Origin of the sequence: Tissierella pigra (genome assembly GCF_018917845.1) — a bacterium.
In the GTDB taxonomy this organism is placed as follows: domain Bacteria; phylum Bacillota; class Clostridia; order Tissierellales; family Tissierellaceae; genus Tissierella; species Tissierella pigra.
In genome coordinates this window covers 772,789-797,827 of sequence record NZ_JAHLPJ010000001.1, presented here as the reverse complement: position 1 = coordinate 797,827, position 25,039 = coordinate 772,789, and the positions used below count along the sequence as shown (strand labels likewise).

The 25,039-nt window shown below is 35.4% G+C and carries 18 protein-coding genes and 3 rRNA genes; all 21 read right to left on the bottom strand.

The genetic code is table 11. The annotated features are described in order from the left end of the window. Nucleotides 1-37: 37 nt before the first annotated feature. Nucleotides 38-2,746, bottom strand: coding sequence for a sigma-54-dependent transcriptional regulator (locus KQI41_RS03805; RefSeq protein WP_154439335.1), 2,709 nt, complete (start codon nucleotides 2,744-2,746; stop codon nucleotides 38-40). Between the two features lie 109 nt (nucleotides 2,747-2,855). Beyond that, nucleotides 2,856-4,118 (bottom strand): uracil-xanthine permease family protein, encoded by a 1,263-nt coding sequence (locus tag KQI41_RS03800; RefSeq protein WP_244971085.1) that lies wholly within the window; start codon nucleotides 4,116-4,118, stop codon nucleotides 2,856-2,858. 245 nt (nucleotides 4,119-4,363) lie between these two features. After that, nucleotides 4,364-5,233 (bottom strand): radical SAM protein, encoded by an 870-nt coding sequence (locus KQI41_RS03795; protein ID WP_154439337.1) that lies wholly within the window; start codon nucleotides 5,231-5,233, stop codon nucleotides 4,364-4,366. Nucleotides 5,234-5,499: 266 nt separating this feature from the next. After that, nucleotides 5,500-5,616 (bottom strand): 5S ribosomal RNA (rrf, locus tag KQI41_RS03790). Between the two features lie 112 nt (nucleotides 5,617-5,728). Continuing rightward, nucleotides 5,729-8,622: ribosomal RNA gene (locus tag KQI41_RS03785) — 23S ribosomal RNA — on the bottom strand. 89 nt (nucleotides 8,623-8,711) lie between these two features. After that, nucleotides 8,712-10,241, bottom strand: a 16S ribosomal RNA gene (locus KQI41_RS03780). The 16S, 23S and 5S rRNA genes sit together here, the layout of an rRNA operon. A 453-nt stretch (nucleotides 10,242-10,694) precedes the next feature. Then, complete coding sequence (gene lysS / locus KQI41_RS03775) at nucleotides 10,695-12,143, bottom strand: lysine--tRNA ligase (RefSeq protein ID WP_154439531.1); 1,449 nt, start codon at nucleotides 12,141-12,143, stop codon at nucleotides 10,695-10,697. A 58-nt stretch (nucleotides 12,144-12,201) separates the two neighbouring features. Continuing rightward, nucleotides 12,202-12,678, bottom strand: a complete 477-nt coding sequence (gene greA / locus KQI41_RS03770; protein ID WP_154439439.1) for a transcription elongation factor GreA — start codon at nucleotides 12,676-12,678, stop codon at nucleotides 12,202-12,204. Between the two features lie 152 nt (nucleotides 12,679-12,830). Next, nucleotides 12,831-13,709 (bottom strand): hypothetical protein, encoded by an 879-nt coding sequence (locus KQI41_RS03765; RefSeq protein ID WP_154439440.1) that lies wholly within the window; start codon nucleotides 13,707-13,709, stop codon nucleotides 12,831-12,833. Nucleotides 13,710-13,806: 97 nt separating this feature from the next. Then, nucleotides 13,807-14,775, bottom strand: coding sequence for a tRNA dihydrouridine synthase DusB (gene dusB / locus KQI41_RS03760; RefSeq protein ID WP_154439441.1), 969 nt, complete (start codon nucleotides 14,773-14,775; stop codon nucleotides 13,807-13,809). A 47-nt stretch (nucleotides 14,776-14,822) separates the two neighbouring features. After that, a complete protein-coding gene (locus KQI41_RS03755; RefSeq protein ID WP_216584896.1) occupies nucleotides 14,823-15,596 on the bottom strand; it encodes a type III pantothenate kinase in 774 nt (257 codons plus the stop codon). Between the two features lie 19 nt (nucleotides 15,597-15,615). After that, nucleotides 15,616-16,365 (bottom strand): ECF transporter S component, encoded by a 750-nt coding sequence (locus KQI41_RS03750; protein ID WP_216584895.1) that lies wholly within the window; start codon nucleotides 16,363-16,365, stop codon nucleotides 15,616-15,618. Between the two features lie 160 nt (nucleotides 16,366-16,525). After that, nucleotides 16,526-17,482, bottom strand: coding sequence for a P1 family peptidase (locus KQI41_RS03745; RefSeq protein ID WP_216584894.1), 957 nt, complete (start codon nucleotides 17,480-17,482; stop codon nucleotides 16,526-16,528). Nucleotides 17,483-17,600: 118 nt separating this feature from the next. Beyond that, nucleotides 17,601-18,785: a sodium ion-translocating decarboxylase subunit beta gene (locus KQI41_RS03740; protein ID WP_216584893.1), complete on the bottom strand. Its 1,185-nt coding sequence runs from the start codon at nucleotides 18,783-18,785 to the stop codon at nucleotides 17,601-17,603. A gap of 27 nt (nucleotides 18,786-18,812) precedes the next feature. Further along, on the bottom strand, nucleotides 18,813-19,205 hold the full coding sequence (locus KQI41_RS03735) for a DUF2118 domain-containing protein (RefSeq protein ID WP_154439445.1): 393 nt from the start codon (nucleotides 19,203-19,205) through the stop codon (nucleotides 18,813-18,815). Nucleotides 19,206-19,227: 22 nt separating this feature from the next. Next, nucleotides 19,228-19,608: an OadG family protein gene (locus KQI41_RS03730; protein ID WP_216584892.1), complete on the bottom strand. Its 381-nt coding sequence runs from the start codon at nucleotides 19,606-19,608 to the stop codon at nucleotides 19,228-19,230. Between the two features lie 14 nt (nucleotides 19,609-19,622). Beyond that, nucleotides 19,623-21,167, bottom strand: a complete 1,545-nt coding sequence (locus KQI41_RS03725) for an acyl-CoA carboxylase subunit beta (protein ID WP_216584891.1) — start codon at nucleotides 21,165-21,167, stop codon at nucleotides 19,623-19,625. A 24-nt stretch (nucleotides 21,168-21,191) separates the two neighbouring features. Then, complete coding sequence (mce, locus tag KQI41_RS03720; RefSeq protein ID WP_154439448.1) at nucleotides 21,192-21,593, bottom strand: methylmalonyl-CoA epimerase; 402 nt, start codon at nucleotides 21,591-21,593, stop codon at nucleotides 21,192-21,194. A gap of 100 nt (nucleotides 21,594-21,693) precedes the next feature. Next, nucleotides 21,694-22,629, bottom strand: a complete 936-nt coding sequence (meaB, locus tag KQI41_RS03715; RefSeq protein WP_154439449.1) for a methylmalonyl Co-A mutase-associated GTPase MeaB — start codon at nucleotides 22,627-22,629, stop codon at nucleotides 21,694-21,696. 16 nt (nucleotides 22,630-22,645) lie between these two features. Next, complete coding sequence (locus KQI41_RS03710; RefSeq protein ID WP_154439450.1) at nucleotides 22,646-23,041, bottom strand: cobalamin B12-binding domain-containing protein; 396 nt, start codon at nucleotides 23,039-23,041, stop codon at nucleotides 22,646-22,648. A gap of 144 nt (nucleotides 23,042-23,185) precedes the next feature. Next, complete coding sequence (locus KQI41_RS03705; protein WP_244971084.1) at nucleotides 23,186-24,865, bottom strand: acyl-CoA mutase large subunit family protein; 1,680 nt, start codon at nucleotides 24,863-24,865, stop codon at nucleotides 23,186-23,188. Between the last annotated feature and the right edge of the window lie 174 nt (nucleotides 24,866-25,039).

Sequence of the window (25,039 nt, the reverse complement as noted above, 5' to 3'; positions counted from 1 at the left end):
GTAAAATAACTATATAAAGCAAAAATACTGTGTAATATTATTGCACAGTATTACACAGTATTTGATTCCCCTTAAGAGATTTCACTATAAAAGCAATATCGTCATCTCTAAGTTTTACTTTGTATTCTTCTTCTATATCTTTAAATAGCTTTCTAACTATATTTATATCCTCCATATTATTATTCATGAAATCTACTAATTCAGGAAATTTTTTTGAATTTCCTCTAGATACAAGATTGTCTATTAGAGAACAAATGTGTAAAGTCAGCCCAATCTTTACTTCACAAGGTATTTCTAATTTTAATTCCTTTTCTGCCCTTATTATAATATTTCTAGTATGGTCTAATACTTTTTTTCCATTAATATTAATTAAGTTTTCTTCCATAGAGTCACTTATTTTATCACATATCTCTCCATATTGAATTATTTTGTCCAATATGTTTTCTCCATCTTTATTAAATAATTCAAGGGCAGATATAAATGGAATACTCTCTATATTACAATCTATCATACTTACTATTGCCCAAATATTATAATCCTCTTTTATTTCACTAATTCTATCTTTCAAGTTTCTCTCGTCAACTATATTTATATATTTAACTTCTATATTTTTGTTTTGAATCCGTTTATTGATTATATTTCCAATTATCTTTGCAGAACCATCACCTGTGTAGCAGGCAGTAAGGATAATATTTTTTTTACCTTTCTTATCTACCTTCATATTATGAATAGATGGTCCACTATATATAGAATGAATTATTTCATTTATTTCATAGTTCATCATTGCTTTTCTTGCTACTTCTAAAACTGAAAGTGTACTTACCATATCTATTGTTCCTATATTAATTCCCGTTTCTTCTGAAATCATAGCTCCAAAATTTGTAAGAGAACCCATATCCACCATTAATATAACTCCGTATCCCTTATCTATATCTTTAACTTTTTCTTTTACTATATTGTAAATACTTTCTGGTTTCATAGATAATGGCATGTCTATTGGTACTATATATTCTATTCCGATTAAATCATTTACCACTTCAGCCATGGAACTAGCAGTGCTTCTTCCGTGCATAGCCACTATTATTCCTATTTGAGGAATTTTTTCTTTTTGAACTTGAGATGATTCTTTAGTAAAAAACATAGATAGATAGCCTATTTCATCAACTGGAATTTCAATACTAAATCTATTATCTATTAATTTTGCTATTTTCATTGCAAAGAGAAATTCATCCTCATAATTAATTCTAATAAAATTTAGTTTTGGATTATATATCTTATCTCCTTTTTTAATTCTCTCTATACTTCTTTCTAAATGCAGTGCTAAACCAAAATATATCTTTTCATCAAAATCTCTATTTAAGTTTGTCTTTCCTAGCATTAGTATCTCTTCTGTAATATCTAAAATTTGATTATCTACTATATTTTGTATCTCATCTTTCCTAAATCTTTTACTAATTTCTCCTATGTATTTTTCAAAATGAGACTCTATATCTAAATTTAATATTTCATTTATATCATTATCCTCCATGCCCAATACTTTAAGAGAATCTATTTTTTCCTCTATAATGCTATAAAAATCTTCTCCTATTATTTCTTCTTCATGGACCAATTGTAAAAAAGGCTCATCATCTTTACTATATTTAAGAATATCTTCTGCTGAGTTTAATAACTCATCTATTTCTTTTCTATATTCCTTAATATGTAGCATTCCTTTTCTAACATGGTTAGGTAAATCTCTTTGATTTATAACCAAATACTTTTGATCATTGGCTTTATAGTTTAAAAAAGCTTTAGCACAAGCCAATTGAATATCGGATTTTAACTGACCTATATTATTGGAACAGTTGTAGAGTAAAAAAGAAATAATAGAGTTTTTATTTATATATATACTTTTTCCTATTCTATGAGATTCTTCTTTTACAAAAGTTTCTACTAGAGAATATCTTTCTGATAAAGTCCTTTCTGATAAATCTGGTAATGATATTACCATAGGAATACGTCTAGAAAATGTCTGCAACAAGTAAGATGATGGATTTTCCGTTGTAGCAGCAATTATTCTTACATCAACATAAGTTAGATTCTCGGTCTCACCTAAAGGTCTATAGAACCCCTTATCTATATATGTAAATAACATCTCTTGACCTTGGGGCGACAGTCTATGAACTTCATCTAAAAATAATATCCCCTTATTAGCTTGTTTTAACAACCCTTCTTTATCTCTGTCTGCACCAGTATATGCTCCCTTTTTTACTCCAAATATTTGAGAAGTCAATAGATTTGGGTTATCTGCATAGTCAGCACAATTAAATCTGATAAATGGTGAATCTGGACTTAGTATATTTATTTCTTTTGCATATTCATACATCTGCTCGGCAAATAAAGACTTCCCTACACCTGTACTACCTAAAATTAAGGAGTGAAGTCCCTTTGGAGGATATATTATGGCAGCCTTTGCTTTTTCAATAGGCACACTTAAACTTTGCTTTGCACCTGCTAACTTATCTAAGCTATTCAAATTATATTCTTTTATATCTTCGTTTAAGCTTTGGAAAGATATGGGTTTATATAGAACAGGTCTACCATCTATTTTCATAAGCTTGTTATCTTTATATAGAGTATTTAAATATCTGCTAACATTAGACCTATCCAATTTTATCATTTTAGCCACTTCCATAGCTGATACACCTAATGGATTTACTTCCTGTAGTTTTAGAGCTGCCCTATAAACTTCATCTATTTTTCTCATCTCTTCCACCCCTTTAGATAACTATATTATACCAAATAAAAAAGATACATAAAAGCCTACCAGATTATATCTGATAGGCTTTGTTTATTTATATATTATTTATATATTATTAATTTGTTTTTCTATTTAGTACCGCATTTACTATTATACCTACTAAAGCTGCAAAGCTCAGTCCTGATATTTTAACTGATTCGTTTATGGAAATTCCTACTGTAAATCCTAGTATCTTTGACAGATATTCTCCACCTAAACCTAAAACTAAGATTGTACCCATTATGATAATATTTTTCCAGTTAAATTTAACTTCTTGATTTTTTATGGTTTTTACACCGATTAAAGAAATCATACTAAATAACATCAATGATATTCCACCCATTACAGCATGTGGTATAGTAGACAGTGAAGCTCCTATTTTTGCCACAAATCCTAAACACACTGCAAAAATTGCTGCTAGTCTAAGGATTGATGGGTCATAGTTTTTAGTTATAGCCAATACCCCAGTATTCTCTCCATAAGTGGTATTTGCAGGTCCTCCTATTAGTGCTGCTACTGTAGATGCTAAGCCGTCGCCTAATAAGGTTCTATTTAAACCTGGATCTTCTATAAAGTTTTTACCTACCACTTGACCGTTAGTAGTTATATCTCCTAAATGCTCCATAAATACTGCTAATACTACTGGTGAAATAATTGCTATAGCTCCTAAATCAAATTTAGGTAATCTAAAGTTTGGTATTGCTATTATTGAAGCTTCCTTTATTGCTTGTGTGTTTACTAATCCAAATTTATAAGAAATCACATATCCTACAATAACTGCTATTAAGATTGATAATTGTTTTATAAATCCTTTTCCTTTGAAGTTTATAAGTAGTGCTGTACCTAAGGTTATTGCTGCAATTAAAAGATTTTCCTTAGCCATTCCAAAAGCTGTTGGTATCATATTCATTCCTATTACTATAATCATAGGCCCCACTACTTGAGGTGCAAGATACTTTTCTATTCTCTCCATTCCAATTTTCTTAATCATAAAGGATATAATTACATAAATTAATCCTGCTACTACTATACCGCCTTGGGCATAGGCTAAATCACCATATAGTTCTTTTACTGATATAATTACTGGGATAAATGCGAAAGATGAGCCTAAGAATGCAGGAACTTTTCCTTTAGTGCAAGCATGGAATATAAGAGTACCTATACCTGCTGAAAATAAAGCTATAGATGGGTCTAATCCAGTTAATATGGGAACTAAAACAGTTGCACCAAACATGGCGATAAGATGTTGAAGAGCTAATATTACCTTTTTTGAGCTACCTAATAAAGATATTTCTTCTGATTTTGACATGACTGACTTTTTGATTACATTATTAATCATTATTTTCTCCCCTTTCCAGCCTCACAGGACTGATTTAAAAGTTTTTATGACCTAACACAACGAACGCTAGTGAGTTGATGTAGGTCAAACGCAATGAGCACCAAATCTATACGAGCAAAGCGAGTAAATAGATTTGTGTTGCGAAACTGCGACGGCTCATCCGTCATCCAAAATATTATATCACCATTTAATAATTTGTACAATGTTTTTTTGCAGAATATTTCTTACAAAAAAAGGAAGGCCTTCTAAAGCCTTCTAAATAAATCTTTTTCTTCTAAATTAGATAATTCAAGACCTTCTTCTATTTGAGATAAAATTAAATCTTTGTCTTGAGGCAAAGTTCCCTTTAAAGAAATATAATTTGAAGCATGATTGGATCTAAAAATACAACTATCTACATCTATATTTTCCACCATTTTCTTTGTTTCCAAAAGAATTTCTCGTGGACTTAAAAGATTGAACTTATTTAAGTGTACATCATCATATAGGGGAGTTCCGTCTTCAACAATTAAAGTTAGAAGTCCTACATAACTGGGATTTATTTCGTTTATTATTCTAGCTGATTCTAGAGAATGTTCTAAAGAATTCTCTTTTCCTCCTATACCAGAAATAAGGGTTATAGAAAGTTTTATACCTGACTCTACTACTTTTTTTCCTGCCTGAATCATTTCTTCTCTAGTTACACCTTTATTTATATTTCTAAGGATTATTTCTGATCCTGATTCCACTCCAAGATATATAATTCCTAATCCCAATGACTTTAATCTTTTTAAATCCTCTTGATTTTTAGATAATATAGACTTTGGCGAGCCATAAATACCTATACGTTCACATTCTGGAAAATTTTCTTTTATAAAAGAAAATATTTCTATTAATTCCTCATTTCTAATTGCCAAAGCATCTCCATCTGCAATAAATATTCTTTTTACACTTTTATATTTTCTTCTAGCAACTTTAAAATCTTCTATTATTTCATCTAATTTTCTTACTCTAAATTGCTTATCTTTATACATGGAACAAAAAGTACATTTATTGTGAGTACATCCTATGGTTGCCTGAACAATTAAACTATAGGCTTCACTAGGTGGCCTATATAGTGAACCTTCATATCTCATTTTATCACCTCATATTTTCCAAAACTGTCTATTTTCAATTATATATTATATAGATTAGTAATACAATATGACTTTTATTAGTTTATAATAGAATAAGTCTTAGCCTTTTTGTCCAATGAGCATAGCGAATTGTAGACAAAACGGACAGCGTAGGTGCGTTTGACCTACCATCAATTTGTGAACAACGTGAACAAATTGGGTTAGGTCATAAAAAAAAGAAAGCCCTACTACGACCAACGTAATAGAGCCTTCTATATATATATGTAGCCCGGCAACTTCCTACTCTCCCAGGTCGTTTCCAACCAAGTACCATCGGCGTTAAGATGCTTAACTTCTGTGTTCGGTATGGGTACAGGTGTGTCCATCTTGCTATCGTCACCAGACGAAAACTATTAAATGCAATATACACAGTTTCGTAACTCAAATCTATTAGATTTGGTACTCATTGCGTTTGACCTACATCAACTCAACAAAGTTTCATTGTGTTAGGTCATAAAGGTCAAGTCCTCGACTTATTAGTATCTCTTAGCTTAAAGTATTACTACTCTTACACCTGAGACCTATCTACCAAGTGGTCTTCTTGGAGTCTTATCTTTAAAAGTGGGAAATCTTATCTTGAGGGGGGCTTCGTGCTTAGATGCCTTCAGCACTTATCCCTTCCAGACTTAGCTACTCAGCCGTGCCATTGGCATGACAACTGATACACCAGCGGTCTGTCCATCCCGGTCCTCTCGTACTAAGGACAGCTCCTCTCAAATTTCCTACGCCCACGACGGATAGGGACCGAACTGTCTCACGACGTTCTGAACCCAGCTCGCGTGCCTCTTTAATGGGCGAACAGCCCAACCCTTGGGACCTACTCCAGCCCCAGGATGAGACGAGCCGACATCGAGGTGCCAAACCTCCCCGTCGATGTGGACTCTTGGGGGAGATAAGCCTGTTATCCCCGGGGTAGCTTTTATCCGTTGAGCGATGGCCCTTCCACTCGGAACCACCGGATCACTAAGTCCAACTTTCGTTTCTGCTCCACTTGTTGGTGTCACAGTTAAGCTCCCTTTTGCCTTTACACTCTTCGCACGATTTCCGACCGTGCTGAGGGAACCTTTGAGCGCCTCCGTTACTCTTTAGGAGGCGACCGCCCCAGTCAAACTGCCCAACTGACAGTGTCCCTATACCAGATCATGGTACCAGGTTAGAATTTCAGCATTACAAGAGTGGTATCCCAAGGTTGACTCCACCAAAGCTGGCGCCCTGGCTTCAAAGCCTCCCACCTATCCTGTACATGCAATGCCAAAATCCAATGTCAGCCTGCAGTAAAGCTCCACGGGGTCTTTCCGTCCTGTCGCGGGTAATACGCATCTTCACGTATACTACAATTTCACCGGATCCATTGTTGAGACAGTGCCCAAATCGTTACACCTTTCGTGCGGGTCGGAACTTACCCGACAAGGAATTTCGCTACCTTAGGACCGTTATAGTTACGGCCGCCGTTTACTGGGGCTTAAGTTCTAAGCTTCGGTTTCCCTAACTCTTCCCCTTAACCTTCCAGCACCGGGCAGGTGTCAGCACCTATACTTCGTCTTTCGACTTAGCAGATACTTGTGTTTTTGGTAAACAGTCGCTTGGGCCTATTCACTGCGGCCAGGTTTCCCTGGCACCCCTTCTCCCTAAGTTACGGGGCTATTTTGCCGAGTTCCTTAACAATGGTTCTTCCGCTCGTCTTAGGATTCTCTCCTCGCCTACCTGTGTCGGTTTGCGGTACGGGTAGTTACTTACTCGATAGAAGCTTTTCTTGGCAGTGTGGAGTCAGCTACTTCTCTACTTGTTTTTCGATCCCCATCACTTCTCAGGATTGTTGAAACGGATTTGCCTATCTCAACTCCCTAAAAGCTTGGACGTGCTCAACCAACGGCACGCTTAGCTTATCCTCCTGCGTCACTCCATCTCTCAAACGCTTGTAACTAGTACAGGAATTTCAACCTGTTGTCCATCGCCTACGCTTTTCAGCCTCAGCTTAGGTCCCGACTTACCCTGAGTGGACGAACCTTCCTCAGGAAACCTTAGGCTTTCGACGGGTGAGATTCTCACTCACCTCTCGCTACTTATGCCAGCATTCTCTCTTGTGTGCAGTCCAGCACTCCTTTCGGTATACCTTCTACCCACACACAATGCTCCTCTACCGATTCTTTCGAATCCCACAGCTTCGGTACCAGATTTAAGCCCCGGAAATCTTCGGCGCAAGGTCTCTCGACCAGTGAGCTATTACGCACTCTTTAAATGTATGGCTGCTTCTAAGCCAACATCCTGGTTGTCTGTGAAACCTCACATCCTTTACCACTTAATCTGGATTTAGGGACCTTAGCTGGTGATCTGGGCTCTTTCCCTTTCGACTATGAAGCTTATCCCACATAGTCTGACTCCCAAGGGTATGATTATGGCATTCGGAGTTTGATAGGTTTTGGTAACGCTATGCGCCCCTAGACCATTCAGTGCTCTACCTCCATTTCACTCTTCCTTGAGGCTAGCCCTAAAGCTATTTCGAGGAGAACCAGCTATCTCCGAGTTCGATTGGCTTTTCACCCCTATCCACAGGTCATCCCATAGCTTTTAAACGCTAACGGGTTCGAGCCTCCATTGAATTTTACTTCAACTTCACTCTGCCCATGGATAGGTCACCCGGTTTCGGGTCTATGGCAGGGAACTATTTCGCCCTATTAAGACTTGGTTTCCCTACGGCTCCTGACCTTAAGTCATTAACCTTGCTCACTACCATAACTCGCTGGCCCGTTCTACAAAAAGTACGTGGTTACACTAATAATGTGCTTCCACTGCTTGTAGGCGTAGGGTTTCAGATTCTATTTCACTCCCCTTCCGGGGTTCTTTTCACCTTTCCCTCACGGTACTATTCTCTATCGGTCACCAAGGAGTATTTAGCCTTGGGAGGTGGTCCTCCCTACTTCCCACTGGATTTCTCGTGTCCCGTGGTACTCTGGATACCAGCTGGTAAACTCATCTTTCATATACCGGACTATCACCGTCTTTGGTGGGATTTTCCAATCCTCTTCTATTAGATTCATTATTCCGTTATGCTGGTCCTTAACCCCAGATAAATCTGGTTTGGGCTGTTTCCCGTTCGCTCGCCGCTACTTAGGAAATCGATTTTTCTTTCTTCTCCTCAGGGTACTTAGATGTTTCAGTTCCCCTGGTCTTCCTTCATACACCTATGTATTCAGTGCATGATACTTGAGGGTTGCTCAAGTAGGTTTCCCCATTCGGAAATCTCCGGATCGATGCATATTTGCTGCTCCCCGAAGCATATCGGTGCTTATCCCGTCCTTCATCGGCTCTTGGTGCCAAGGCATTCGCCCTACGCCCTTAATAACTTGACCTTAATTACTTATTTATATTGCATTCTTTAGTTTTCAATGTTCAGTGTAAACCTAAACAAAATCAGTGCGAGTCCTTTTGAACTCCTTAGAAAGGAGGTGATCCAGCCGCACCTTCCGATACGGCTACCTTGTTACGACTTCACCCTAGTTATTGACCCTACCTTCGACAGCTGCCTCCAAAGGTTAGCTCACTGGCTTCGGGTATTGCCAACTCCCATGGTGTGACGGGCGGTGTGTACAAGACCCGGGAACGCATTCACCGCGACATTCTGATTCACGATTACTAGCAACTCCGACTTCATGTAGGCGAGTTGCAGCCTACAATCCGAACTGGGATCGGCTTTAAGAGATTTGCTCCTTATCACTAAGTCGCTGCTCGCTGTACCGACCATTGTAGCACGTGTGTAGCCCAGGACATAAAGGGCATGATGATTTGACGTCATCCCCACCTTCCTCCGATTTGTCATCGGCAGTCCCTCTAGAGTGCTCAACTTAATGGTAGCAACTAAAGGCAAGGGTTGCGCTCGTTGCGGGACTTAACCCAACATCTCACGACACGAGCTGACGACAACCATGCACCACCTGTGTCCCCTGTACCCGAAGGTAAAGTCCTATCTCTAGGACGGTCAGGGGCATGTCAAGCCCTGGTAAGGTTCTTCGCGTTGCTTCGAATTAAACCACATGCTCCGCTGCTTGTGCGGGTCCCCGTCAATTCCTTTGAGTTTCATACTTGCGTACGTACTCCCCAGGCGGAGTGCTTAATGCGTTAGCTGCGGCACCGAGGTTTGACCCCCAACACCTAGCACTCATCGTTTACGGCGTGGACTACCAGGGTATCTAATCCTGTTCGCTCCCCACGCTTTCGTGCCTCAGCGTCAGTATAAGTCCAGAAAGTCGCCTTCGCCACTGGTATTCCTCCTAATATCTACGCATTTCACCGCTACACTAGGAATTCCACTTTCCTCTCCTTAACTCAAGCCTTTCAGTTTCAAATGCTTACCACGGTTGAGCCGTGATCTTTCACATCTGACTTAAATGGCCGCCTACGCACCCTTTACGCCCAATAAATCCGGACAACGCTTGCCCCCTACGTATTACCGCGGCTGCTGGCACGTAGTTAGCCGGGGCTTCCTCCTTGGGTACCGTCATTATCGTCCCCAAGGACAGAACTTTACGACCCGAAAGCCTTCATCGTTCACGCGGCGTCGCTGCATCAGAGTTTCCTCCATTGTGCAATATTCCCCACTGCTGCCTCCCGTAGGAGTCTGGACCGTGTCTCAGTTCCAGTGTGGCCGTTCACCCTCTCAGGCCGGCTACCCATCGCGGTCTTGGTGAGCCATTACCTCACCAACTAACTAATGGGACGCGAGACCATCTTTCACCGCTTTACGCTTTGACTTAAAAGTCATGCGACTCTTAAGTGTCATAAGGTATTAATCCCAGTTTCCCGAGGCTATCCCTTTGTGAAAGGCAGGTTTCTCACGCGTTACTCACCCGTCCGCCGCTAAGATAATCAAAGTTTCATTCCGAAGAAATCTGCTTTGAAAACTTCGCTCGACTTGCATGTGTTAGGCACGCCGCCAGCGTTCGTCCTGAGCCAGGATCAAACTCTCATTTAAAAGTCTGATTAGCTCAAATTTGCTGACTGTTGTTTCATGTGTTACTTTTTATAATTCAAAGTTTCTCACACTGTTTAGTTTTCTAGGTTCATCGCAGTTTCACAACTCAAATTTATTTACTCGCTACGCTCGTATAAATTTGGTGTTCATTGCGTTTGACCTACATCAACTCGCTACGCTCATTGTGTTAGGTCATAACGTTGTCTCTCTCGAGGCAACTTATTCAGTATAGCAAATTTTTCATTTGCTGTCAACTACTTTTTAAAAACTTTTTTTAAATCATTTGTTGATTTATGAAGTTATTTGTCGTAGCTGACTTTTACTATAATACACCTTTTCCAAATAAAAGTCAACACCTTTCTTAACTTTTATATAATTTTTTCCATATTATCTTATTTTATACCTATATAGATATGAAAAAGGCAGGACTATATCCTGCCGTATCTTTATATCTTATTCATCTAATGGTTTCATAGTTGGGAATAAAAGTATATCTCTAATGCTTGGTTGGTTTGTAAGAAGTATAATCATTCTATCAATTCCAATACCAAGACCACCTGTAGGTGGAAGACCTACTTCAATAGAGTTGATGAAATCATAATCCATTGGATGAGCTTCATCATCACCTAAATCTTTTTGCTTAACTTGATCTTCAAATCTTTGTCTTTGATCTATAGGGTCATTTAACTCTGAAAAGGCATTTGCCAATTCCCAAGTATTAATAAAAGCTTCAAATCTATTTGTCTTTCTTGGATCTTCAGGATTTCTCTTAGCAAGAGGTGATATTTCAACAGGATGTCCTGTAATAAATGTAGGTTGAATTAAGTGTTCTTCACAGAATTCTTCAAACATTTCTGATATAATATGTCCTCTAGTCATACCAGGTTTAACTTCTATTCCTTTTTCTTTAGCCACTACTATGGCTTCTGCATCAGTATTTATTGTAGAAAAATCTACTCCTGTAAATTCTTTTACTGCATCTGCCATATCTAATCTTCTCCAAGGTGGAGCTAGTTCTAATTCTGTGCCTTGATAGTTTATTTTTGTAGTTCCCAATGCCTTTTCTGCAACATATGCAAATAGGTTTTCTGTTAATCTCATCATTTCTTCATAATCTACATAAGCTTGATAAAGTTCAATATTGGTAAACTCAGGGTTATGTTTTGGACTCATCCCTTCATTTCTAAACATTCTGCCCATTTCATAAACCTTTTCAAATCCACCTACTATTAATCTCTTTAAGTACAATTCATTTGCTATTCTTAAATACATATCTATATCTAGGGTGTTATGATGTGTTGCAAAAGGCCTTGCATTTGCGCCACCTGCTATAGGGCTTAGAATTGGAGTCTCTACCTCTAGGAAACCTCTGTCATCTAAATACTCTCTAACAGCCTTGATTATTTTCGTTCTAAGAATAAAAGTTTCTTTTACTTCAGGATTTACTATTAAGTCTACATATCTCTGCCTATATCTTAAATCTTGGTCCTTTAATCCATGGAACTTCTCTGGTAAGATTTGTAATGACTTACTCATTATAAGTATTTCTTCAGCTCTTATGGATATTTCACCAGCTTGTGTTTTAAATACTTCTCCATTAACTCCAATAATATCTCCAAGGTCTAACAGGCTTAAATCCTTATATTGCTCTTCTCCCATTACATCTTGTTTAGCAAATATCTGAATACGTCCTTCACTGTCCTGAAGATCAATAAAGCTAACTTTACCGTGTCCGCGTCTTGACATTACTCTTCCTGCAACAGCTACTTTTTGTCCGTTTAATTCTTCAAATTTATCTTTAATAGTAGAACTATGATGAGTATAGTCAAACTTTTCAACTACAAATGGATCTTTTCCTTTTTCTATTAATTCTTTAAGTTTTTCTCTCCTCATCATCAGCATTTCATTTAAATTTAATTCAGTATCTCCCACTGCATTCCCTCCTTAGTTTGTTCTAGCTCTATCTTGTGATATTTACTATTTGATATTCTATTTTTCCATCTGGTACCACTACTTCTACAGTATCTCCTGATTTACATCCTAGAAGTGCTGAGCCTACTGGTGATTCATTTGATATTTTACCGTTATATGGGTCCGCCTCTGCTGAACCTACTATTATAAACTCCATATCTTCATCATATTCTAAATCCTTTACTAAGACTTTAGAGCCTATACCTACAACATCTGTTGTAATATCATCTTCATCTATTATTCTTGCGTTTCTCAACATAGTTTCTAATTTTGCAATTCTTTCTTCTAGTTGTGCCTGTTCATTCTTGGCTTGATCATATTCTGAGTTTTCACTTATATCACCAAAGCTTAAAGCCTGTTTTATTTTTTCAGCTACCTCTTTTCTTCTAACACTTTTTAATTCGTCTAATTCATCCTCTAATCTCTTCAATCCCTCTTCTGTTAAAAAAACATCTTTTTCTGGCATTTACATCTCTCTCCTTTGACTAACAAATATTAGTAATTTAAGTTGTATAGTAATATTATTTCTATATATAAGCTATGAAATCAATAAAATAAAAGTATAATTCCTTATTGTATGCAAGATATTATAATCAAGTGAGTCTATAATGTCAAGTCTTAGAATCTTCCTTTTACCTTTATAAATAAATTAACATAATCTTTTAATGAATAATAATTATTTCCTGATATTAAATAGTTTATGCTATGATTTTCCATTCCTAATAAAGATTCAAATAAACTTGAAGTAATTTTATGGTTTATCCATTCAGTTTTTATACCTAATTCTTTAAAATCAAAGCCATAATCCTCTATAAAATGTGTTCTATTTTTATTGTCTTTCAAGTCTATCTTACTGAAATTAAATACTATGGCATTTCTCTTAACCTTTGAAATATCAAATTCCAATTTCTCTGTATAATTAATTATTACACTATATCTACTTAAAATCTTATGAATACTTATAGGATAAAATAAAGATAAACCAGTTTCATCTAGTATATATTCATAGATTTCATCATTATATTCCTCACAACCTATGGAAGTTATAAACCTAAAACCTTTTGAAATTTCCTTTATTATTCTCTTTGCTATTTCTTTTTCATCACAAACAACTAAAATTTCCTTATCCTCTAAATCTTCCTTTAGAATACTAAATATTTTTCTAATGACTACTAAAATATTAGATAATCTAGTATATTCTCCATTAAAAATTTTCATTTTAGTAATATCCTGTATAGATTCCAATGTTAATGAGCTTAAGTTCTCATAGCCTTCAATAAATAGTGTATTGCTGTCTTCGTCTTTAAGTTCTAATAAGGCTTCTAGAAATTTTTCTAGATTTTCTTGATTATTCAAATCCATAGGCTTTAAATTTATTCCTACTATTTTACCAATTACTTTATCTTCCTTTAAAATGTCTTCTATTATTTTAGGCTTAATTTTGGGCAATAGAAATTCAGGTATATACTTTGAAAATCCTTTTTTATAAAACTCCAAATATCTTTCATTACTTAATATATATATAAGTCCTATACTATCCCTCCTATATAATTTTTACTTTATTATATGAGGAGAGTTTATTATTATTACAACTCTATGGATTAGAAGCAATATATTCATATAAAACTTTCTTTATTTCTTCTTTACTAACAATAGTATATATTAAATTTTTTATTTCATTGGAGTTTCTCAAACCCTTTAAATACCAGGCAGTATGTTTTCGCATTTCTCTTACTCCTACTCTTTCACCCTTTATAGAGCAAAGGAGTTCCAAATGCCTAATACACATTTGTATTATTTCTTCATTTGTTGGAGGCCTATCTTCCTTCCCTACCATTATATCTCTTATTCTCTTAAATATCCAAGGATTTCCTTGGGATCCTCGACCTATGGCAACTCCATCACAGTTAGTTAGTTTAAACATTTCTACTGCATCTTGTGGTCCAAATATATCTCCATTTCCTATTATAGGAATACTAACATTTTCTTTTACCTCTTTTATAAATTCCCAATTTGCCTTTCCTGAGTAAAACATATCCCTAGTTCTTGCATGAACAGTAAGAGCAGCAACTCCTTCTTCATCTGCTATTTTAGCAATATCTATTCCATTTATACTACTTTCATCCCAGCCCATTCTTATCTTTAAGGTAACAGGTTTTTGAGATACTCTTATTACTTCCCTCAATATTTGCCTTACTAATTTGGGTTCCTTCATTAAGGCACTTCCATCACCATTTTTAACTATTTTAGGTGCTGGACAGCCCATGTTTATATCTATAATATCTATGTCTTTCCTCGGATTTAGATACTCTTCAACTATATTTGACATAATCTTTGAATCAGAACCAAAGATTTGTATGGCTATTGGTCGTTCTTTAGGATTTACTTGCAACAAAGTTTTGGTACCTGGATCTTCATAGTACATTCCTTTGCTGCTTACCATTTCTGATACAACTAATCCAGCACCCATTTCCTTACATAGTATTCTAAAGGCTAAATCTGTAACTCCCGCCATTGGAGCCAAGAATATATTGTTTTCCAATTCTATATTTCCTATTTTCATATATTCACCTCAATACACATTACAAAAGTAAGTAGCTATTAAGCTACTTACTTATTTCGTTCAAATATTATTCGGAGTCCATCAAGAGTCAACAATTTATCTATTCTATTTATATATTTGCTTTCTGAAGCAATTAAACTTGAAAATCCACCAGTAGCCACTATTTTTACTGTTCTTTCATCTTCTTCCATTTCTTCTATCATCTTTGATATTATATAATCTACCATTCCTATATATCCATATACCAAACCAGATTGGATACTATTTGTTGTATTCTTTGCTATTACTTTTTCTGGTCTTGCAATTTCTACTTTAGGAAGCTTAGCAGTTCTCATAAATAATGCTTCTGATGAAATCTTAATTCCTGGAGTAATAGCACCTCCTAAATAATCTCCATTTTTTGATACAGCACAAAATGTAATGGCAGTACCAAAATCTACTATTATCAAGGGCCCTCCATATTTTTCATAGGCCGCTACAGCATTTACTATTCTATCTGCTCCTACTTCCTTTGGGTTATCATACTTTATATTCATTCCAGTTTTTACTCCTGGACCAATTACAATAGGGTCTATTCCAAAATATTTTATACTCATGGCAGGTAAAGTATGCATAAGTGGTGGTACTACAGATGAGATAATAACATTTTTTACTTCTTTTGGATCCAATCCATGATACCTAAAAATCTGTTCAAATAAAAGCCCATATTCGTCAGAGGTTCTATCTTTTTCTGTGGCTATTCTCCAGTCATATAATAGCTTATCTTCTTGATATACTCCAAATACTACATTTGTATTTCCAACATCTATAACTAATAACAATGATTTTCACCTTCCATCCTTATCTTCTGCTCTTTAAAGCTCCCACTACTGAAGTTACTATTATAATTCCTATAATAGTCTCTGGTAAACCATTAGCCACTCCTATTCCCATTATAACCTTTCTTGCTGTATTTATATCACCGCCTATGGCACCTACAAATCTCTCAGCATAGAAAATATATATCATAGTTAAAACTCCAACTGTATTAGTCAGTGTACCTATGGTAGTGGATATAATAATGTCTAATGCTCTATCTTTAAGCTTAGTTGCAGTAAAGTAAATTATTATTAAGGTTAAAGCTATCAGTCCTATATTCATTAGACTTAACCATATACTGCTTTGATTTTTAATATTTATATATATTCCGTAGGACAAATAGGATATAATTCCTATTAAAATCAGATATAATAATATCTTTGTCTTTTCTTTTCCCATTTTCTTCAGCCTATTATATACATAAGAAGATACTATACCTATTAATACCCTTGGTAATATTGATACTATTGGGTTTAAAAATACAAATGATACTGGTGTTGGATTGGTTATAGCTTGAAAAATGCTAAATATACCAAATATAAGCCCAACAAAACCTCCTACTACAGGTCCTTCCATTAATGCTCCTATGATTACAGGTATATGCATTATGGTTGCCCTAGTAGGTCCTACTGGAATAAACCCTAAGGGAGTCATTCCAAGCACTGCTGATATAGCGCCTAATACTCCTATAATAGTCATTTTCCTTACAGTAAATCTCTTTTCTTTTTCCATTAAAATCCCTCCGCTCTAGTTCCTATTATTTTGGATACCAGTCGATTTAATATTCAATTTAACTTTTATCCAGTCCAACTCAATTTTGATATTGGCTAATTGATACAATTATTATAATTGTATTTTCATATTAATTCAATAAAAATTAATTATTAATTCTTTAAATATTTTTATAAGCTTTTAATCCATTGGAACCTTCTGCAAATATTATAGCATTAGTTATGGCTTTACTCATGGCTTCAGCTGCTAAAGTCCCTAAAAGATTTATATCAGTCTTTACTTCATTTGTTGCCATGGTAAATATTGTATCTCCATCTAACATAGTATGAATTGGATTAATAGACCTTGCAAAACCATTGTGAGCCATTTCTGCTATTTTATTGCCCTGGGCTTTAGTTAAAATTCCATTAGTGGCTATTACCCCTATTGTTGTATTACTTATGCTAAAACCTAAGTCCTTATTTATATTCTTCATTATGTCTATAGTACTAAGAAGTTTATTGTTTTTATAATCATAAACACCTGCTATTTGTTCATTAGTTGTAAAATCATATATATCACCAAAGCTATTTACAGAGACTAAGGCAGATACTATTAACTCCCCTGATTTTACAGTGGCAGAACCAAGTCCTGATTTCATAGAATTTTGTGGTCCTAATATTTTTCCTATGGTTGCTCCCATGCCACATCCTATGTTACCTTGTAGCTTAGTATATTCATTGGCATTTTTCGCTGCTCTATAACCCATTTCAAAATCAGGCCTTATTCTATAATCTCCAATATGTAAATCAAATATCACTGCTGATGCCACTATGGGAACTTTAGTTACAGAAACATCAAACCCTATCCCTTGTTCTTCTAAATATTTCATAACACCTGCTGCTGCATCTAAACCAAAGGCAGAACCGCCTGATAAAACTACTGCATGAACTTTATCAACCATTTTTTCAGCTTTAAATAAATCTGTCTCACGAGTTCCTGGAGCTGAGCCTCTTACATCCACTCCTCCAGTGGCACCTTTTTCACAAATAATTACAGTACATCCTGTCATACCTTCTTCAGATTGGTGGTGACCAACTTTAATGCCCTCTACATCAGTTATATAACCTTCATACATATAATCATCTCCTAAAAACAGTGAATAGTGAAAAATGAATAGTGAATAGTTTTAAAAGATATTTCTTTAACTATTCACTATTCACTAGATAAATAAACTAAGGGATGTACACCAAATTCTATCCTCCAAAGAAATTCAGCAATAACCCTGCTGCTATGGCTGAACCTATTACTCCTGCTACATTGGGTCCCATAGCGTGCATCAATAAGAAATTTCTTGGATTAGCTTCTTGTCCCACTTTTTGTGATACTCTAGCTGCCATTGGTACTGCTGATACTCCTGCTGAACCTATAAGAGGATTAACTTTTCCACCTGAAGTCTTATACATTATCTTACCAAATAATACTCCACCTGCTGTTCCTATGGAAAATGCTATAAGTCCTAAGGCTATTATACTTAGAGTTCTTACTGTAAGGAAAGTTTCTGCATTTGCCGTTGCTCCTACAGTAGTTCCTAAGAATATTGTAACTATATTTACCAGCTCATTTTGTGCTGTTTCTGACAATCTATCTACTACTAATGACTCCCTAAATAGATTACCGAACATTAGCATACCTACTAAGGCTGCTGCTGATGGTAATAATAAAGAAACCAACAATGTAACTAAAATAGGAAAAATAATTTTTTCTTTTTTAGACACTGGTCTTAACTGTCCCATTACTACTTCTCTTTCGGCTTTAGTTGTTAATGCCTTCATAATTGGTGGCTGAATAATTGGCACTAAAGCCATGTATGAATATGCTGCTACTGCTATTGGTCCTAATAAATGTGGTGCTAGTTTAGATGTTAAAAATAATGCCGTAGGTCCATCTGCTCCACCTATGATACCAATACTAGCTGCTTCTGGTCCTGTAAATCCTAATAAGGTAGCTCCTATAAATGTAATAAAAATACCTAATTGTGCTGCTGCACCAAGTAATATACTCTTTGGATTTGCTATTAATGGTCCAAAGTCTGTCATCGCTCCTACTCCAAGGAATATAAGTGGTGGATATATACCTAATTTAACACCTTGGTATAGATAATATAGAAGTCCTCCATTTTCTATGGTAGTGGAAACTAGTTCTCCAGTTATAGTGTCTGGGGCAATCTGTACAACTGGCGGAGCCATTAATCCCGCTTCTGGTAAATTCGCCAATAACATACCAAAAGCAATGGGAATAAGTAATAGAGGCTCAAATCCTTTAGCAATTGCTAAGTATAACAGTATACAGGATACCAAAAGCATCAAAGCCTGTCCCCAGGTTATGGCTGCAATTCCTGTGCTCTGGAAAAATTCCAGCAATATCTGTCCTAAGTTCATGAAATTTACCTTCCTTTCTTAATGGAATTAGTCTAATACTACTAATTTATCTCCTGTATTTACAGCTGCTCCTTGTGTAGTATTTATACTTGCAACTACTCCATCTCTTGGAGCCAAAATTTCATTTTCCATTTTCATTGCTTCAAGTATCAATAATATATCTCCCGCTTTAACTGTATCTCCTTCTTTAACATCTATCTTCCAAATATTTCCTGGCATGGGTGCTTCTACTACTTCTTGCCCTGCTGATACTACAACTTCTTTCTTTTCTTCTTTTGGAGCTGCTTTAGGAGCTGATGGTGTTGGTGCTGGTGTTGACGGTGCTGATACTACTGACCTTTGTGACGTCCCACTTACTCCTACTTCTTCAACTTCAACTTCATAAGAATTACCATTAACATTTATCATAAACTTTCTCATGACTTCTCCCCCTTAATAATTTTTATAGTTTTCCGTTTATCTGTTCCTGTCTACTAGCTGTAGACCAAGCTAAGTTCTTTTGTGGTACTCTCTTAATACTTTTTATATTTACTTCTGGTACACTAATACCTAAACTTGCTGCTATAGCAGCTGCTATAACTGCAACTATTTCTTCATTATTTACAATATCTTTTTCTGCTTTATTTATATTTTCCTTTACTACAGTTTTTTCAACCCTATCTGCTGTCACTGCTTCTTTAGCAACTTCACCCTTATCTGCTTTGTTTCCTACTGCCTTTAATACAGATATTAGCATTGCAAGTACAATTAATCCTACAAATACTACTACCATACTAAATATTGTAATTACTATACTTTCCCCAAAACTAACATATTCACCCAATTATCTCACCTCTTTTATACTGGTAAATTACCATGTTTTTTAGCAGGTCTATTTTCTCTCTTTGATTCTAACATATCAAAGGCAGAAATAAGTCTTGGTCTGGTAATACTTGGAACTATTACATCATCTACAAATCCTCTTTGAGCAGCTATATATGGATTAGCTACAGTATCCCTATATTCAGCTATTTTTTCTTGTCTAGTTGCTATTGGGTCATCAGAGTTTTCAATATCCTTTTTAAATATAATATTTGCAGCTCCATCTGGTCCCATAACTGCTATTTCTGCATTTGGCCATGCAAATACTTGGTCTGCCCCTAAATCTTTAGAGCACATTGCAAGATAGGCTCCGCCATAAGCCTTTCTGACTATTAGTGTAACCTTTGGTACAGTCGCTTCACTATAAGCATAAAGCATCTTTGCACCATGTCTTATTATTCCACCATATTCCTGAGTTGCCCCTGGCAAAAATCCTGGAACATCTACTAAGTTAAGTAAAGGAATGTTAAAAGCATCACAAGTTCTTATAAATCTTCCAGCTTTATCTGAGGCATTAATATCTAAACATCCTGCTAATACTTTTGGCTGATTAGCAACTACTCCTATGGTTTTTCCATTTAATCTTATATATCCAGTTAATATATTTTGAGCAAACTTCTCCTGAACTTCAAAGAAATATCCTCCATCCGCTATAAGTTTTATAACTTCCTTCATATCATAAGGTTTATTAGGATTGACTGGAACTATCTCGTTTAGTTGTTCTTCTATTCTATTGATTTCATCTTCCATTGTATAAACTGGTGCTTCTTCTAGATTATTGGAAGGTAAAAGTGATAGTAACTCCTTTATTCGTTCTATACATTCTGCTTCTGTGTTATCCATAAAGTGGGCGACACCAGATATTTTACTATGTGTACTTGCACCACCTAGTTCCTCTTGAGTTACTTCTTCTCCAGTAACAGATTTAATTACCTGTGGTCCTGTTATGAACATCATACTAGTTTTATCTACCATGAATATAAAGTCTGTAAGTGCAGGTGAATAAACTGCTCCACCTGCTGATGGTCCCATTATAACTGATATTTGAGGTATTACTCCAGAGGAAATAGTATTTCTATAAAATATTTTTCCATATCCTGATAAGGCGTCTACACCTTCTTGAATTCTTGCTCCACCAGAATCATTAAATCCTACAATTGGTGCACCCATTTTTAATGCCATATCTTGAACCTTACAAATTTTCGCAGCGTGCATCTCTCCAAGAGAACCTCCCACCACTGTAAAATCCTGAGCATAAGTAAATACAAGTCTTCCCTCTACTGTACCATATCCAGTTACTACTCCATCAGAAGCTGCTTCTACTTTTTCCATACCAAAGTTTGTACATCTATGCTCTACAAACTTATCAACCTCAACAAAACTACCTTCATCAAATAATAGGTTGATTCTTTCCCTAGCAGTAAGTTTCCCTGACTTATGATGTTTTTCAATTCTTTGCTCCCCGCCACCAAGTTCTATTTTCTTAGTAGTTTCCAGGAGCCTTTCAATTTTTTCCTTCATATTTACCCTCCTTTTTTAAAATGCCTAATCTCTTTGACAAAGTTCTATAAGAACTCCAAAGGTTGACTTTGGATGTAAGAACGCAATTTTAGCACCACCAGCACCATATCTTGGCTTTTCATCTATCATCTTAATACCTTTTGCCTTTAATTCCTCTATTGATTTTTCTATGTCATCTACTTTATAGGCAATATGTTGGATTCCTTCACCTTTTTTCTCAATAAACTTAGCTATAGGACCGTCTTCTTCTGTTGATTCAAGTAATTCTACTTCAGTATCTCCTATAGGTAAAAAAGCAACTTTTACCTTTTGCTCTTCTACTACTTCTTTATCTACACATTTCATGCCCAATATGTCTTCATAAAACTTAAGAGTTTCATCTAAATTCTTTACTGCAATTCCTATATGGTCCACTTTACCTACCATTATATTTTCTCCTTTCATCATACAATGTACAGTTCACAATACACTGATGATAAGCAAGTTTTTGAAATTACTTTAATTGTGAATTGTAAATTGTGAATTACTATTTTCTAATCAGTGCAATTATTTCATCTTTAGCACTATATGGGTCCGTTTCTTTTGATGTAATTTTCTTTCCTAAATTTTCTAGTAAATCTTCTTTTACTGCCTTATCTAATATTATTTTCATTAAATCTTCCTCTACCATCTTTAACAACTCTAATTTATTATTTCTTGTTCTTATTTCTTTTAGCTTATCTGTTCGCTCTAGATAGTCTCTATGCTCTAGAATTTTTTCCAACAGAGTATCTATACCTTTATTTTGTCCAGCTGATACCTTAACTACTGGTGGTCTATAGTCCTTCTGCTCATTTAAATCTAAGTTCATTTCTATTTCCACCTTAGTTTTATCTGCACCATCAAGGTCTGATTTATTTATGGAAAATACATCTGCAATTTCCATTATTCCCGCCTTTATGGCTTGAATATCATCACCTAGATTAGGTACCATAACCATAAGTACTGTATCTGCTGTCTTTACTATATCTACCTCCGATTGACCTACGCCTACTGTTTCTATGAAAATATAGTCGCAACCAAATATATCTAATACTTTTACTGCACCCCAAGTGGAATTTGACATACCACCTAATGAACCACGAGTTCCCATACTTCTTATAAATACATCTTTATCTAAGGAAAGGTCATTCATCCTAATCCTATCTCCTAATATTGCACCACCACTGAAGGGGCTAGTAGGGTCTATTGCTACTATTCCTACCTTTTTATTAAGCTTTCTAAGTTCCTTAGTCAATTTATCTGTTAAAGTAGACTTTCCCGCTCCTGGAGGTCCAGTTATACCGACGACATAAGCATTGCCTGTATTTTTATATAACTCTTTTAAAATATCTATTGCTTCCTCATTGTTATTTTCTATCATTGTAATGAGTCTGGCACAGGCTCTCTTATCTCCCTTTAAAATTCTTTCACGAATATCCAAATAAAGCACCACCTATTTACCTTTTTAGGTTATTTGTGATAAAATCCACTACATCCTTTGTTGGTGTTCCCGGAGTAAATACTGCTTCTACACCTGATTCTATTAGAAAAGGAATATCGTCCTCTGGAATAACTCCGCCACCTACTATTAACACATCATCTACTCCTTGTTCTTTTAGTAGGTTCACCACCTTTGGAAACAAGTGATTATGTGCTCCTGATAATATACTCATACCTATGGCATCTACGTCCTCTTGGATTGCAGCAGCTACTATTTGTTCTGGAGTTTGTCTAAGTCCAGTATATATTACTTCCATTCCTGCATCCCTTAAAGCTCTTGCTATTACCTTAGCACCTCTATCATGTCCATCTAATCCAGGCTTTGCAACTAAAACCCTAATTGGTTTATCCATATATATACCTCCCAGCGTGAGTACAACTCACGAATTTTGAATTTTAAATTTTGAATGTCGAATTAAAGTGAAATTCAGAATCCCAATTCTATTCATGGTTTTAATTCACAATTCAATATTCACAGTTAGTCAAGCCTCCCTTGACTATAGTATTACTGATTGTTGATATTCTCCAAATACTTCCCTTAATACATTACATATCTCACCTAAAGTTGCATATGTCTTTACTGCATCTAGGATAAATGGCATTAGATTTTCTTGAGTATTTGCCTTTTCTTTCAATGTATTTAATGCTTTTTCTACATCTTCATTATTTCTCTCTGATCTTAATACTTTTAATTTTTCTTTTTGACTTATTTCTACTGTCTTATCTACTTTTAATAACTCTTTTTTATCTGTTTCTTCGATTTTAAATTTATTTACTCCTACAACAATTCTATCTAAAGATTCCACTTCCATTTGATATCTGTAAGCAGCATTTTGAATTTCTTTTTGAATATATCCTTTTTCAATAGCTTTAGGTGCTCCACCTAGTTCATCTATACTTTCTATATATCTTAAAGCTTCTTCTTCTATTTTATTAGTCAAGTTTTCTATATAATATGATCCCGCTAACGGATCTATTGTTTCTGTTACTCCTGATTCGTGAGCTACTATCTGCTGTGTTCTTAGGGCAATCCTAACTGAATCTTCAGTAGGTAGTGCTAATGCTTCATCCCTTGAATTCGTATGAAGAGATTGAGTTCCTCCTAGAACTGCTGCTAAAGTTTGGATTGTAACTCTTATTATATTATTATCCGGTTGTTGTGCTGTTAAAGTAGAACCTGCTGTTTGTGTATGGAACTTTAGCTGCATTGACTTTGAATTTTTTGCATTAAATCTTTCCTTCATTATCTTAGCCCATAGTCTTCTGGCTGCTCTATATTTCGCTACTTCTTCTAGTAAATCGTTATGAGCGTTAAAGAAGAATGATAATCTTGGTGCAAAATCATCTACATCAAGTCCTGCTTTAATAGCAGCTTCAACATAGGCTATACCATCAGCCAATGTAAATGCAACTTCTTGTGACGCAGTAGAACCTGCTTCTCTTATGTGATATCCACTAATACTTATGGTATTCCATCCTGGAACTTCTTTTGAGCAATATTCAAATATATTAGTAATTAATCTCATAGATGGCTCTGGCGGAAATATATAAGTACCCCTTGCTATGTATTCCTTTAAAATGTCATTTTGAATAGTTCCTCTTAGTTTTTCCTTTGATACACCTTGTTTTTCTGCAACAGCAATATACATGGCAAGTAAAACAGATGCAGGTGCATTTATGGTCATAGATGTACTTACCTTATCTAAAGGTATTCCATCAAATAAAGTTTCCATATCCTTTAATGAGTCTATGGCTACTCCAACTTTACCAACTTCACCTTCAGATAAACCGTCATCTGAATCGTATCCTATCTGTGTAGGTAAATCAAAGGCAACACTAAGCCCAGTTTGTCCTTGTTCCAAAAGATATTTATATCTTCCATTTGACTCCTCAGCTGATGCAAATCCAGCATATTGTCTCATTGTCCAAAGTCTACCTCTATACATAGTAGATTGAACACCTCTGGTAAATGGATATTCCCCCGGAAGGCCTAAATCTTCATTATAGTTCAGCTCATTTATATCAACAGGAGTATATAGTCTATTAACTTCTATATTTGATCCTGTTGTGAATTTTTCTTTCCTTTCTGGAAATCTTGATATGGACTTCTCCACCACTTCTTTTTCCCATTGATCAACTGATGATTTGATTTCATTGATCTTTTTATCATCAAACATTTTCTTGCCTCCTATTTATGGTAATTTCTAATCTTTATAAAAAGTTCTACCTACCCTATTATAGTAACAATTGGATGTTTTTTGCAACATATATTTCAATATATTTTAAAAATGAATGTTATATTGCATATTTTCATATAAATCTTTCCCTTATTTCTTTTTATTCATAAAAAA

What these genes read in the sequence shown, in the direction of transcription:
- KQI41_RS03805 (WP_154439335.1), bottom strand. Translation starts at nt 2,746, where the DNA reads ATGAGAAAAATAGATGAAGTTTATAGGGCAGCTCTAAAACTACAGGAA.
- KQI41_RS03800 (WP_244971085.1), bottom strand. Translation starts at nt 4,118, where the DNA reads ATGATTAATAATGTAATCAAAAAGTCAGTCATGTCAAAATCAGAAGAA.
- KQI41_RS03795 (WP_154439337.1), bottom strand. Translation starts at nt 5,233, where the DNA reads ATGAGATATGAAGGTTCACTATATAGGCCACCTAGTGAAGCCTATAGT.
- lysS (WP_154439531.1), bottom strand. Translation starts at nt 12,143, where the DNA reads ATGCTGATGATGAGGAGAGAAAAACTTAAAGAATTAATAGAAAAAGGA.
- greA (WP_154439439.1), bottom strand. Translation starts at nt 12,678, where the DNA reads ATGCCAGAAAAAGATGTTTTTTTAACAGAAGAGGGATTGAAGAGATTA.
- dusB (WP_154439441.1), bottom strand. Translation starts at nt 14,775, where the DNA reads ATGAAAATAGGAAATATAGAATTGGAAAACAATATATTCTTGGCTCCA.
- KQI41_RS03750 (WP_216584895.1), bottom strand. Translation starts at nt 16,365, where the DNA reads ATGGAAAAAGAAAAGAGATTTACTGTAAGGAAAATGACTATTATAGGA.
- KQI41_RS03745 (WP_216584894.1), bottom strand. Translation starts at nt 17,482, where the DNA reads ATGTATGAAGGTTATATAACTGATGTAGAGGGCATTAAAGTTGGTCAC.
- KQI41_RS03740 (WP_216584893.1), bottom strand. Translation starts at nt 18,785, where the DNA reads ATGAACTTAGGACAGATATTGCTGGAATTTTTCCAGAGCACAGGAATT.
- KQI41_RS03735 (WP_154439445.1), bottom strand. Translation starts at nt 19,205, where the DNA reads ATGAGAAAGTTTATGATAAATGTTAATGGTAATTCTTATGAAGTTGAA.
- KQI41_RS03725 (WP_216584891.1), bottom strand. Translation starts at nt 21,167, where the DNA reads ATGAAGGAAAAAATTGAAAGGCTCCTGGAAACTACTAAGAAAATAGAA.
- mce (WP_154439448.1), bottom strand. Translation starts at nt 21,593, where the DNA reads ATGGTAGGTAAAGTGGACCATATAGGAATTGCAGTAAAGAATTTAGAT.
- KQI41_RS03710 (WP_154439450.1), bottom strand. Translation starts at nt 23,041, where the DNA reads ATGGATAAACCAATTAGGGTTTTAGTTGCAAAGCCTGGATTAGATGGA.
- KQI41_RS03705 (WP_244971084.1), bottom strand. Translation starts at nt 24,865, where the DNA reads ATGTTTGATGATAAAAAGATCAATGAAATCAAATCATCAGTTGATCAA.